Source organism: Pectobacterium peruviense, assembly GCF_003312355.2.
Taxonomy (GTDB): domain Bacteria; phylum Pseudomonadota; class Gammaproteobacteria; order Enterobacterales; family Enterobacteriaceae; genus Pectobacterium; species Pectobacterium peruviense.
Window position 1 is genome coordinate 4616425 of sequence record NZ_CP161826.1, and the last position, 13725, is coordinate 4630149.

Consider the following 13725-nt stretch of genomic DNA (forward strand, 5'->3'; position numbering starts at 1 on the left):
CTGATGCTCAATATCATTATTACTCCCTCCGGCTCCAGACAAGCAATCTTCCCTTTACGTATTACAGGAACTTGCTATGTCTACAGAACCCTTGTCTATAAAAACAGTGTTGTCAAAATCGGGTCGCCGTGAACAGCGCGCCGCCGCCCAACAGTTTATTGAAACCTTACAGGGAACGGCCTTTCCCAATTCCAAACGCATTTACCTTTCGGGCTCGCGCGACGACATCGCCGTACCGATGCGAGAGATTCAGCTCAGCCCGACGCTACTCGGCGGCAGCAAAGATAATCCCCAATACGAACCCAATGAGCCGATCCCGGTTTACGACACTTCAGGGCCTTATGGCGATCCCACTGCCCAACCCGATGTCCGCGTTGGGTTAGCAAAGCTGCGCGCCAGCTGGATTGCAGAACGTCACGATACCGAAGCGTTATCCGGCGTCAGCTCCGATTTCACCCAGCAGCGTCTGGCGGATGCGGGTCTGGATCATCTACGCTTTGAGCATTTGCCACGACCGCAGCGTGCCAAAGCAGGCAAATGCGTCACCCAACTCCACTATGCACGACAGGGGATAATTACCCCCGAAATGGAATTTATCGCTATTCGCGAAAATATGGGACGCGAACGCATTCGTGGTGAAGTACTGCGCCAGCAGCATCCGGGGCAAAGTTTCGGAGCCCTTTTGCCGGAAAACATCACACCAGAGTTTGTTCGTCAGGAAGTGGCCGCCGGGCGCGCGATTATTCCCTCAAACATCAATCACCCCGAATCAGAACCAATGATTATCGGGCGCAATTTTCTGGTGAAAGTTAACGCCAATATCGGTAACTCCGCTGTGACATCCTCCATCGAGGAAGAGGTGGAAAAGCTAGTCTGGTCTACCCGTTGGGGCGCGGATACCGTGATGGATCTCTCGACCGGACGCTATATTCACGAAACTCGCGAGTGGATTCTGCGTAACAGCCCGGTGCCAATCGGGACAGTGCCAATCTATCAGGCGCTGGAGAAAGTGAACGGCGTGGCAGAAAACCTGAACTGGGAAATGTTCCGTGATACGCTGCTGGAACAGGCCGAGCAAGGGGTCGACTATTTCACCATCCATGCTGGCGTGCTGTTACGCTACGTGCCGATGACGGCCAAACGCCTGACTGGCATCGTGTCGCGCGGCGGTTCCATCATGGCGAAGTGGTGCCTGTCGCATCACAAAGAGAGCTTCCTGTACGAACACTTCCGCGAAATTTGTGAAATCTGCGCCGCTTATGATGTCGCGCTGTCGCTGGGCGACGGCTTACGCCCGGGCTCCATTCAGGATGCCAACGACGAAGCCCAGTTTGCCGAGCTGCATACGCTGGGTGAGTTGACCAAAATTGCCTGGGAATACGACGTACAGGTGATGATCGAAGGCCCCGGCCATGTTCCGATGCAGATGATCCGCCGCAACATGACCGAAGAACTGGAGCACTGTCACGAAGCCCCGTTCTATACACTCGGCCCGCTAACCACAGATATCGCACCGGGTTACGATCACTTTACCTCTGGCATCGGTGCCGCCATGATCGGCTGGTTCGGCTGCGCGATGCTCTGCTACGTGACGCCGAAAGAGCATCTCGGCTTGCCGAACAAAGAAGACGTTAAACAAGGGCTGATTACTTACAAAATCGCCGCCCACGCCGCCGATCTGGCGAAAGGTCATCCCGGCGCACAAATCCGTGATAACGCTATGTCGAAAGCGCGCTTCGAGTTCCGCTGGGAAGATCAGTTCAATCTGGCGCTCGATCCCCAAACGGCACGTGCCTACCACGATGAAACGCTGCCGCAAGAATCCGGTAAGGTCGCCCACTTCTGTTCTATGTGCGGCCCGAAATTCTGCTCGATGAAAATCTCGCAGGAAGTACGCGATTACGCCGCCAAACAGCAAGCCGAAGCCAAACCAATTGAAATTGGCATGGCTGAGATGTCGCAGGAATTCCGCTCTCGCGGCAGCGAGCTTTATCACAACGCCACCAGCCTGCAAGCAGAGGAAAGCAAATGACGGACTCGACGCCTTTTGCCCCGACGGCACAGCGGCTGGGGCTCTATCCCGTTGTCGATAGCGTGGAGTGGATCGAACGCCTGCTCGGTGTCGGGGTGAAAACGATCCAGCTAAGAATCAAAGATCGGTCAGATGATCAGGCCGAAACCGATGTGATCCAGGCGATCGCATTGGGTCGGCGCTATCAGGCGCAACTCTTCATCAATGACTACTGGAAATTGGCAGTAAAACATCAGGCGTACGGCGTACATCTGGGTCAAGAAGACCTCGATACCGCCGATCTGGTCGCGATTAAAAAAGCTGGCCTGCGTTTAGGCGTCTCCACGCACGACGATCGTGAACTGGCGCGTGCCGTGGCGATAAACCCGTCCTACATTGCGCTTGGGCATATTTTCCCCACACAAACCAAAGACATGCCTTCCGCACCGCAAGGGCTGGCCGAACTGACCCAGCACATCGCCGATCTGCAAGACCGTTTTCCCACCGTGGCAATCGGTGGGATCAGCATCGACAGAGTGCCTGCGGTGCTGGCGACGGGCGTCGGCAGCATTGCCGTCGTCAGCGCCATTACTCAGGCTCCAGGCTGGCGGCAGGCCACTGCGACGCTGCTCAAGATGATTGAAGGACGGGAGGCATGAAATGGTAACAAATCGCCCTCCAACGCCTGCGGGGCTGAGCGATAGCGAGTTCATGCGCTACAGCCGTCAACTGATGCTGGAAGATGTTGGCCCTGAAGGTCAGGAGAAACTCAAAGCCGCCCGCGTTCTGCTGGTAGGGCTCGGTGGACTGGGTTCCCCCGCGTCACTCTATCTGGCCGCCGCTGGAGTCGGCACGCTGCTACTTGCTGACGATGACTCATTGCATATCAGCAACCTGCAACGCCAGATTCTGTACCGCACCAGCGAAACCGACAAGCCCAAAGCAGTGTTGGCACAGCGTCAGCTACAGGCATTAAATCCGTATTCGGAAGCGATCGCACTCACCGAAAGGCTAAGTGGTGAGGCGTTACACGACGCCGTCAGCCGCGTCGATCTGGTGCTGGATTGCAGCGACAACATGACAACCCGCCACGCGGTTAACGCCGCCTGCGTGAGTGCAGGTAAGCCGCTGATCAGCGGTAGCGCCGTCGGTTTCAGCGGTCAGCTTGCGGTCTTCACGCCGCCTTATCACTCTGGCTGCTACGCCTGCCTGTACCCGGATACAGCCGAACCGCAGCGCAACTGCCGTACTGCGGGCGTACTTGGCCCAGTAGTCGGTGTGATTGGCACACTTCAGGCGCTGGAGGCAATCAAAATGCTGGCAGGCATGCCATCCGCGTTGGACGGCAAGCTGAGAATGTTCAATGGCAAACAGCAGAGCTGGAACACGCTTCAACTCACGCGTGCGCCCCATTGCTCGGTATGCGGGGACGTGGCATGAAAATCACGTTGAATGATGAACCCTTTGAATGTCCTGAGGCCATCACGGTTGAGATGCTGCTGAGCCAGATAAACCGGCTCCAGCCCGGCACTGCGCTAGCCATCAACCAGACCATTATCCCGCACGCGACTTGGTCACAGCATCAGGTGCAGGACGGTGATGATATTTTGCTTTTTCAGGCAATCGCGGGAGGATGACATGCTGCACATTGCCGATACGATATTAACTTCACGGCTGCTGACCGGTACGGGCAAATTCGCCACGCCAGAGCTGATGCTAGCGGCACTTGAGGCTTCCGGTTCGCAGTTAGTCACCATGGCGATGAAGCGCGTAGATCTGAATGGCGGCAACGACGCCATTCTCGCTCCGCTACGCCAGCTCGGTATTAAGCTACTGCCCAACACGTCGGGTGCCAAAACCGCAGACGAAGCTGTTTTTGCTGCCCGACTGGCGCGTGAAGCGCTGGGTACTCACTGGCTGAAACTGGAAATTCACCCCGATGTGAAATACCTGCTGCCCGACCCTATCGAAACGCTGAAGGCCGCCGAACAGCTGGTTAAAGAGGGATTCACGGTGCTGCCCTATTGCGGTGCCGACCCAGTACTGTGCAAACGGCTGGAAGAAGTTGGCTGCGCGGCGGTGATGCCGCTGGGTGCGCCAATCGGATCCAATCAGGGGCTGCAAACGCGTGATTTTCTCCGCATTATCATCGAACAGGCGCGTGTTCCGGTGATTGTCGATGCGGGCATCGGTGCGCCCAGTCATGCGGCCGATGCGCTGGAAATGGGGGCCGACGGAGTGTTGGTAAATACAGCAATCGCGGTTGCCCGCGATCCTGTGGCGATGGCACATGCATTCCGGCTGGCCGTCGATGCCGGCGGGCTTGCTCGTCAAGCCGGGCTGGGAAATAAGCAGTTCGTCGCCAGCGCCACCAGCCCACTCACCGGCTTTCTTCACCAACAAACGGAAGATCGACACACGGAAGGGGTGGAACGATGAGCGTCGATTTTCAAACCGTCTGGGAACAACTCGACTGGGATGACCTGACGCTGCGCATCAACAGTAAAACAGCCCATGATGTTGAACGGGCGCTTGCTGCACCACACCCGACACGCGATGACTTTATGGCGCTCATTTCACCTGCCGCCAGCGCTTATCTGGAACCGCTAGCCCAGCGGGCACAGCAACTCACCCGCCAGCGTTTTGGTAATACGGTGAGCTTTTATGTGCCGTTATATCTGTCCAATCTGTGTTCCAACGACTGCACCTACTGCGGCTTTTCGATGAGCAATCACATCAAGCGAAAAACGTTGGATGATGCAGAAATCCTGCGTGAATGCGCAGCTATCAAGGAACTCGGGTTTGAGCACCTGCTGCTCGTGACCGGTGAACATCAGCGCAAAGTGGGAATGGATTATTTTCGTCGTGTCTTTCCGCTGATTCGACCGCTCTTCAGTTCGTTGATGATCGAAGTCCAACCGCTGTCGCAGGACGAATACGCTGAGTTAAAAACGCTGGGGCTGGATGGCGTGATGGTCTATCAGGAAACCTATCACCCAGCGACCTACCAGTTACACCATCTAAAAGGACAAAAGCAGGATTTCCACTGGCGACTCGCCACGCCGGATCGGCTTGGTCGCGCGGGGATCGACAAGATCGGGCTGGGCGCGTTAATCGGCCTGTCCAATAGCTGGCGTACCGACTGTTACATGGTGGCGGAACATCTGCTGCACTTACAGCAGAGCTACTGGCAGAGTCGTTACTCTATCTCGTTCCCTCGCCTGCGCCCCTGTGCGGGCGGTATTGAGCCAGCGTCGTTAATGGATGAAGCACAGCTCATGCAGGTGATTTGCGCATTCCGATTATTGTCACCGGATATTGAGCTATCGCTTTCCACGCGTGAATCGCCTTTCTTCCGCGATCATGCGATTCCCATTGCGATTAATAATGTCAGCGCGTTTTCCAAAACCCAGCCGGGTGGCTATGCCGACAATCACCCCGAACTGGAACAGTTTTCACCGCATGATTCACGGCGCCCTGAAGACGTGGCGCAGGCCATCGTACGCGCTGGTCTTCAACCCGTGTGGAAAGACTGGGACGGTTATTTAGGTAGATAGCACGACGATGCGCCGGATAGAGGTCACTTAAGCGTGAAGTGAGAGGGAACACGGGATGAGGTTCCCGCAGGGACACCTCGCACCGTGGTAGCCCTCGCGTCTCGCGATGTTAAGCGATCGGCGTGAGCCATACGCATGATTTGGGACACAGCTCGCAGGCCGGAATGAGAATTACACGGAAGGCCATATTCTCAGGATAGCGCCGCGCAACATGACATTCGGCCTATCGTCACGGCCTTCGACGAAGAATACAGTAGCGTCGTTGGCAGGACTGAGCGTTACTCAACCTGTTGACCGGAGCCGTTTGCCACTTATCAGCTCTGCACATCAACCCGCCGATACGGGGCTTATCCTTACCCGTATCGGCCCTTCCTTAAAAATCATCAAGGAGCGTTCTGGTCAGGAAGCGCATGCATCATCTTCGCGACTTCACTACCCACAATGCGCAGCCCTTCCCTTATCTCTTCCGTGAAGCGGTTGGCATAATTGAGTCGAATACAGTTGCGATATTTCCCTGAGGCGGAAAATAGCGAACCCGCGGCTATCTGTATGCCCGCCTTTCTGACTTCGCGCGCGAGCTTGAGCGAATCAAAATATTCGGGTAGTTCAATCCACACCAGGAATCCACCCTGCGGGCGACTCACACAAATATTGGACGGAAAATACTCACGCACCCAGCAGGTAAAGATGCTCAAGTTGGCTTTGTATTGGGCGCGCATGCGGCGCAAATGAGGCTGATAGTGCCCCTGACGAATAAATTCTGCCACAGCAAGCTGAGGCTGTACCACCGTCGATCCCGTGCTGATGTACTTTGTATGGATCACGCGTTCCAGATAGCGTCCCGGAGCGATCCAGCCAACACGCAAACCGGGTGCCAGGTTCTTCGAAAACGAGCTACACAACAGTACGCGTCCATCCTCATCAAAAGACTTTATCGCGCGGGGACGCGGATATTCATAGGCCAGCTCGCCATAGGCATCATCTTCAATAATCGCGATATCAAAATGCTGTGCCAGTGTAACCAGCGATTTCTTACGGGCATCAGGCATGATGAAACCAAGCGGGTTGTTGCAGCTAGGAACCAGAAGTACGGCTTTGATCGGCCATTGATCCAGCGCCAGCCGTAACGCTTCGAGACTGATCCCCGTCACTGAGTCGGTTGGGATCTCGATCGCTTTGATATCCAGCCCACGAAGGATCTGCATCGTTCCCGGAAAAGCGGGAGATTCAACGGCCACGATGTCGCCGGGCTGACAAACGGCGCGGACCGCAACAAACAAGGCTTCCTGACATCCGGTAGTGATCACAATATCATCTTGCGTCAGCTGGCAGCCACAGTCGACGGTAAGGCGGGCAATCTGTTCACGCAGCGCAGGCACGCCATATACGCTGTCATATTGTAAGACTCGGGGATCTTGATACTGGCAAAGGCGGCCCATCTCTTTCCACAGTGGTTTGATGGTCGGCTGGCTCACATCCGGCATTCCGCTGCCAAATTTCAGCACGTTGGTTTCCAGACGCACATTCACCAACTCCAGCACTGATTCCCACTGCGTGATTTCCACTGGGCGCTGAGCCGGACGCGTCAACGCGGGGACGGGCGGCGTTGCCTTACGCGGCGTGACAAAATATCCCGAACGCGGCTGCGGCATAATCAACTGCCGCGTTTCCAACAGATGATAAGCTTGCTGTACGGTACTGATGCTCACACCATGTTCTGTACTGAGTGCCCGAACGGAAGGCAGTCGTTCTCCACTTTGATATAACCCTTGTTCGATCCGCTGTTCTAACAACCCAGCAAGGTGTTGATAACGCGTCATCAGTATCGTTCCTCATCATGATTTACAGCGGTAATCAGTACAGATTCGAATAAAAATCACCATTCAGATGCAATATCACACAGTCTGTATGCTAAAAAAATGTATTTTTTGCATCTGTATTGAAAATACCTTTCACCTCATCATAGCGATCATTCACTGGCGAGGGGGAAAATATGGAATTTCATGAGAATCGATCACAAAAACCGTTCCGCGAGTCACCGTTCTGGCTAATGCTGATTTTACCGTACCGCCTGTGGAAAGCCTGGCGAGCAAGAGCGCAAACGCTGAAGATACTGCGGAATATGGGCGATGATGGGCTTAAAGACATCGGGCTGAAACGAAGCGATCTCGATCGGTTCAGATAACATAACAACAAAAAAGTAGAGATATCGTCGATACAGATAGTGCATCTGTATCGGCAAGATAAAGAGGTTAGTTAGGGACTGTATCGTCTGCGGGTGCTTTCATCCACATCCCAACAATTGCCGACAGTAAGCAGCCGATGGCAAGGTAAGCCGCCACCGCATGCCATGAACCATCCATAAACTGCACCAGCAGAACTGCAATAAAAGGCGTAAATCCGCCACCAACCACACTGGCAACCTGATAACCCACACCCGCTCCGCTATAGCGATATGCCGTACCAAATAGTTCAGTAAACATCGGTTGCTGTACGCTAACAATCATATCGTGGGCAGCATTCGCCAGCATGATGGCAAAGAACAGAATCAACAGTGTGTTGTGGCTTTCCAGCGCCATGAAGAATGGCACCGCGCTCACCGCGCCAATCAGTGCACCTGTCACATAGATACGACGACGGCCAAAGCTATCCGCCAGATAAGCGAAGAAAGGAATAGATACACAGCTTATCGCTCCCACCAGCAGCCCGATATTCAGGAAGATATCGCGCGATAAACCAAGATGAGTGGTGGAGTAATTGAGTGCAAACGCGGTGACGATATACATCGTCAGTAGCTCACCAAGCCGTAACGCAATAATTAGCAGGAATGCTTTAGGATGCTGGCGCAGTGCTTCCATAATGGGGAATGAACGCAGTTTGTTTGCTCTTTCTCCCAGCGTTTTATTAGCCTCAAACTCCTGAGACTCATCCATCCCGTTACGTACCCACCAGGCAATAGCAACCAGAATCAGACTGAATAAGAACGGCAGACGCCATCCCCAAGTAGTAAATTCCTCATTGGTCGTCAAATTGCTCACTACCGATACCGAGCCGGTTGCCAGTAATAGTCCGACACCAAAGCCAACCTGCACGCCACTGCTGTAAAAAGCTTTCTTCTTCTTCGGCGCATTTTCTACCGCCAACAGCGCCGCCCCGCCCCATTCACCACCGACCGCGAATCCCTGAATTGCCCGCAGTGTGACCAACAGCACCGGCGCCCACCAGCCAATAGAATCAAACGACGGCAACAATCCAATCAATGCAGTGGAAATACCCATCATCCAGACCGTAATCATCAACATCCGTTTACGACCCAGCTTGTCACCAAAGTGACCAAACACCATACCGCCTAACGGACGGAACAGAAAACCAACGCCGAACGTACCAAATGCTGCCAGCGTCCCCATTGTCGGGCTGATCTGCGGGAAAAACTCGGTATTAAATACAAGAGCGGCAACAATTCCGTACAGCAGAAAATCGTACCAGTCGACAACGGCACCAACAAAACTGCCCCATGCCGCACGTTTCGCTCGATGTTGAGAATGGCTTACTGACTGTGTTTGTAGGGTTTTATCAGAAGAAAGTGAATCATCCTGATGAGGTAATGAGCCGCCAGGCTGTGAGATAGTTGGCGTAGTTGAGGTGTCCATGTCGGTTCCGTTCTATTTACTTTACACCACTGTACAACAAAAAATTTCAGGAGGAAATTTTTAACGTCGTTTGCGACGGCCTTTAGGTAGCGCACGGAGATATACGCTATAAAAAAAACCCCGACCATGATAGCCGGGGTTTTTATTATTTACCGCATGATAGTGCAGCGTAAAGAGACTTATTCGTCGTCGCTGCTACCAAAGCCTGCGTTCAACAGCTCAGCCAGGTTAGCAGAAGCTTCATCGGCACTCACCTGAGGCACGACAGGAGCTTCACCCGCCTGACGGCGGCGCATACGATCCTGATGGTACGCATAACCCGTACCCGCTGGGATCAGACGACCTACGATAACGTTCTCTTTCAGGCCACGCAGCTCATCACGTTTACCCGCAACAGCAGCTTCGGTAAGCACGCGAGTGGTTTCCTGGAACGATGCCGCAGAAATGAAGGACTCGGTCGCCAGAGATGCTTTGGTGATACCTAGCAGATCGCGGCTGAACGTTGCCGTGATCTTGCCATCCGCTTCCAACTTACGGTTGGCAATCTTGATGCGAGACATTTCTGCCTGCTCGCCTTCCAGGAACTCCGTACTACCCGCGCTAACGATGGTGCCTTTACGCAACATCTGACGAACGATAACCTCAATGTGTTTATCGTTAATCTTAACGCCTTGCAGACGGTAAACTTCCTGAACTTCGTTGGTGATATAACGCGTTACTGCATGTACGCCACGCAGACGCAGGATATCGTGCGGAGACTCTGGGCCGTCGGAAACAACGTCACCACGTTCCACAACTTCACCTTCGAACACGTTGAGCTGACGCCATTTCGGAATCATCTCTTCGTAAGCATCGCTGCCATCCAACGGAGAAATCACCAGACGGCGCTTGCCTTTGGTTTCTTTACCGAAGGAAATGATGCCGCTGATCTCTGCCAGAATCGCCGGTTCTTTCGGACGACGAGCTTCGAACAGGTCGGCTACGCGTGGCAGACCACCGGTAATATCCTTGGTACCACTGGATTCCTGAGGGAGACGCGCCAATGTATCACCAGCACCAATCTGCACCCCATCTTCCAACTGAACAATTGTTTTACCCGGCAGGAAGTATTGAGCAGGCATATCGGTACCTGGGATCAGTACATCTTCACCTTTAGCATCAACAATTTTCAGTGCTGGACGCAGGTCTTTACCGCTACCAGTACGCTCTGCGCTATCCAGAACCACGATAGAAGACAAACCAGTCAGTTCGTCGGTCTGGCGGGTAATGGTTTGACCGTCAATCATGTCAGCAAAACGGATGAAACCGCTCACTTCGGTCACCACAGGCATGGTATGCGGATCCCAGTTTGCTACGGTTTCACCGCCGCTAACTTCTGAGCCGTCACCTTTCGCCATCACCGCACCGTAAGGCACTTTATAGCTTTCTTTAGTACGTCCGAATTCGTCGATCAGCTTCAGTTCGGTATTACGTGAAGTAATAACCAGTTTACCGTTGCCGTTCATAACGAACTTCACGTTGTTCAGTTTCAGGCTACCTTTATTTTTCACCTGAATGCTGGACTCAGCAGCCGCACGCGATGCCGCACCACCGATGTGGAACGTACGCATGGTTAACTGTGTACCCGGTTCACCGATGGACTGTGCCGCGATAACCCCGATGGCCTCACCTTTGTTGATGATATGACCACGAGCCAGATCGCGACCGTAGCAATTGGCGCACACGCCAAAGTCGGTTTGGCAGCTTACCACTGAACGGACTTTAACAACGTCAACAGAGTTCTCTTCCAACATGTCACACCACTGCTCGTTCAGCAGCGTGTTACGTGGAACCAGAATATCCGCGGTGCCCGGTTTGATCACGTCTTCAGCCGTTACACGACCCAGTACGCGCTCACGCAGTGGCTCTTTAACATCACCACCCTCGATAACCGGCGTCATCATGATACCTTCATGGGTACCACAATCGTCCTCGGTAACAACCAGATCCTGCGCAACGTCAACCAGACGACGCGTCAAGTAACCGGAGTTTGCCGTTTTCAGTGCAGTATCCGCCAGACCTTTACGCGCACCGTGCGTCGAGATGAAGTACTGGAGTACGTTCAAACCTTCACGGAAGTTTGCGGTAATCGGTGTCTCGATGATGGAACCATCTGGTTTCGCCATCAGACCACGCATACCCGCCAACTGACGAATCTGTGCCGCAGAACCACGCGCACCGGAGTCGGCCATCATAAAGATGCTGTTGAAAGAAACCTGCTGCTCAACCACGCCATCACGGTTAACCACATCCTCAACGGACAGGTTTTCCATCATCGCTTTCGCAACACGTTCGTTCGCCGCTGCCCAGATATCGATCACTTTGTTATAGCGTTCGCCCGCGGTAACCAGACCAGACTGGAACTGCTCCTGAATCTCGGCAACTTCGGTTTCTGCTTCTTCGATAATCTCGGCTTTTTTCGCTGGGATAACCATGTCATCGATACCTACGGAAGCACCAGAGCGCGCCGCGTAAGCAAAACCGGTATACATAGTCTGGTCAGCGAAGATAACCGTCGGCTTCAGACCCAAAATGCGGTAACAGGTGTTAAGCATTTTGGAGATCGCTTTCTTGCCCAGAGGCTGGTTAACGATCGAGTACGGCAGACCTTTCGGTACGATCATCCACAGGATGGCGCGGCCGATAGTCGTATCAATAATTGACGTCTGATGCGTAACATCGCCTTCGATGCTCTTGATCTCTTCCGTGATACGCACTTTAACGCGCGCATGCAGAGAGGCAAGGCCAGCACGATAAACGCGTTCAGCTTCTTTCGGACCCGTGAGCACCATGCCTTCGCCTTTGGCGTTAACACAGTCACGCGTCATGTAATACAGACCCAATACCACGTCCTGAGAAGGAACGATGATTGGCTCACCATTCGCAGGGGACAGGATGTTGTTGGTCGACATCATCAACGCACGCGCTTCCAACTGGGCTTCCAGCGTCAGCGGTACGTGTACAGCCATCTGGTCACCATCGAAGTCGGCGTTATATGCCGCACAAACCAGCGGGTGCAGCTGGATCGCTTTACCTTCGATCAGTACCGGTTCAAATGCCTGGATACCCAAACGGTGAAGTGTTGGCGCACGGTTCAGCAGTACTGGGTGTTCGCGAATGACTTCGTCTAGGATATCCCATACGACGGCTTCTTCACGCTCAACCATTTTCTTGGCGGCTTTAATGGTGGTAGCAAGACCACGCAGTTCCAGCTTGCCGTAGATGAACGGTTTGAACAGTTCCAGTGCCATTTTCTTCGGCAGACCACACTGGTGCAGACGCAGGTATGGACCAACGGTGATTACGGAACGACCAGAGTAGTCAACACGCTTACCGAGTAGGTTCTGACGGAAACGACCCTGTTTACCTTTGATCATATCGGCCAAAGATTTCAGAGGACGTTTGTTAGAACCGGTGATCGCACGACCGCGACGGCCGTTGTCCAGCAAGGCATCAACCGCTTCCTGCAACATACGTTTTTCGTTACGTACGATGATGTCTGGCGCAGCCAGATCCAGCAGACGTTTCAGACGGTTGTTACGGTTAATCACGCGACGGTACAGATCGTTCAGATCGGAAGTCGCGAAACGACCACCATCCAATGGAACCAACGGACGCAGATCTGGCGGCAGTACCGGCAGAACAGTCAGGATCATCCACTCTGGCTTGTTACCAGACTGTACGAACGCTTCCAGCAGCTTAATACGCTTCGTCAGCTTTTTACGTTTGGTTTCGGAGTTGGTTTCGGTCAGCTCTTCACGCAGCTGCTCGCATTCCTGCTCCAGATCCATATTCTTCAGCAGAGCCTGGATCGCTTCGGCGCCCATTTTCGCGTCGAATTCGTCACCAAACTCTTCCAGCGCATCCAGATACTGCTCTTCAGTCAGGATCTGACGGCGCTCAAGGTTGGTCATCCCACCTTCAACCACGACATAAGATTCAAAATAAAGCACACGCTCAATGTCACGCAGCGGCATATCTAACAGCAAACCGATACGGGAAGGCAGTGACTTCAGGAACCAGATGTGCGCAGTCGGAGAAGCCAGCTCGATGTGACCCATACGCTCACGACGTACTTTAGTCTGGGTTACTTCAACGCCGCACTTCTCACAAATAACACCGCGGTGTTTCAGGCGCTTATACTTACCGCACAAGCACTCATAATCTTTTACTGGCCCAAAGATACGGGCGCAGAAAAGACCGTCACGCTCAGGTTTGAACGTACGGTAGTTGATGGTTTCTGGCTTTTTAACTTCACCAAAAGACCACGAACGGATCATGTCTGGCGAGGCCAGAGCAATTTTGATCGCATCAAACTCTTCGGTTTTAGTTTGCGCTTTCAGAAACTTTAATAAGTCTTTCACGGATTGGCTCCTGTCGGAGTTAGACCTGATAGACACCTGAACTATGCCGTTAAAGCAGCCATGCTGTTAAAAACAACATGGCCGTTAAAAACAGCGTTCAGGTG

Annotated in this window: 10 protein-coding genes; 7 read left to right on the forward strand and 3 right to left on the reverse strand. The window is 53.5% G+C overall.

Going from position 1 to position 13725, the window contains the following annotated elements; translation table 11 throughout:
• Positions 1-76: 76 nt before the first annotated feature.
• From thiC to thiH, 6 genes are read left to right on the forward strand one after another with little or no spacing between them, the layout of a single operon-like run.
• Positions 77-2032, forward strand: a complete 1956-nt coding sequence (thiC, locus tag DUT67_RS20810) for a phosphomethylpyrimidine synthase ThiC (protein WP_113627915.1) — start codon at positions 77-79, stop codon at positions 2030-2032.
• Positions 2029-2670 carry a thiamine phosphate synthase gene (gene thiE / locus DUT67_RS20815; protein WP_113627916.1) on the forward strand — a complete coding sequence of 214 codons (642 nt, stop codon included), beginning with the start codon at positions 2029-2031 and terminating at the stop codon, positions 2668-2670. Before thiC ends, thiE begins: the two co-directional genes overlap by 4 nt.
• A gap of 1 nt (position 2671) precedes the next feature.
• On the forward strand, positions 2672-3451 hold the full coding sequence (locus tag DUT67_RS20820; RefSeq protein WP_113627917.1) for a HesA/MoeB/ThiF family protein: 780 nt from the start codon (positions 2672-2674) through the stop codon (positions 3449-3451).
• Positions 3448-3648 carry a sulfur carrier protein ThiS gene (gene thiS / locus DUT67_RS20825; RefSeq protein WP_113627918.1) on the forward strand — a complete coding sequence of 67 codons (201 nt, stop codon included), beginning with the start codon at positions 3448-3450 and terminating at the stop codon, positions 3646-3648. Before DUT67_RS20820 ends, thiS begins: the two co-directional genes overlap by 4 nt.
• Before the next feature lies 1 nt (position 3649).
• Positions 3650-4450, forward strand: coding sequence for a thiazole synthase (locus tag DUT67_RS20830; protein WP_113627919.1), 801 nt, complete (start codon positions 3650-3652; stop codon positions 4448-4450).
• Entirely contained in the window at positions 4447-5568 is a 1122-nt protein-coding gene (gene thiH / locus DUT67_RS20835) for a 2-iminoacetate synthase ThiH (RefSeq protein ID WP_113627920.1), read from the forward strand. Before DUT67_RS20830 ends, thiH begins: the two co-directional genes overlap by 4 nt.
• 383 nt (positions 5569-5951) lie before the next feature.
• On the opposite strand, the gene DUT67_RS20840 is transcribed toward thiH, so the two are convergent.
• Positions 5952-7388, reverse strand: coding sequence for a PLP-dependent aminotransferase family protein (locus tag DUT67_RS20840; protein WP_113627921.1), 1437 nt, complete (start codon positions 7386-7388; stop codon positions 5952-5954).
• A gap of 173 nt (positions 7389-7561) precedes the next feature.
• Here DUT67_RS20840 and DUT67_RS20845 point away from each other — a divergent pair, with 173 nt between their 5' ends.
• On the forward strand, positions 7562-7753 hold the full coding sequence (locus DUT67_RS20845; protein ID WP_048258312.1) for a DUF1127 domain-containing protein: 192 nt from the start codon (positions 7562-7564) through the stop codon (positions 7751-7753).
• Positions 7754-7820: 67 nt separating this feature from the next.
• On the opposite strand, the gene shiA is transcribed toward DUT67_RS20845, so the two are convergent.
• Together shiA and rpoC are read right to left on the reverse strand one after the other, a co-directional pair.
• Complete coding sequence (shiA, locus tag DUT67_RS20850) at positions 7821-9218, reverse strand: shikimate transporter (RefSeq protein ID WP_113627922.1); 1398 nt, start codon at positions 9216-9218, stop codon at positions 7821-7823.
• A gap of 179 nt (positions 9219-9397) precedes the next feature.
• On the reverse strand, positions 9398-13621 hold the full coding sequence (gene rpoC, locus DUT67_RS20855; RefSeq protein WP_048258310.1) for a DNA-directed RNA polymerase subunit beta': 4224 nt from the start codon (positions 13619-13621) through the stop codon (positions 9398-9400).
• Positions 13622-13725 lie beyond the last annotated feature (104 nt).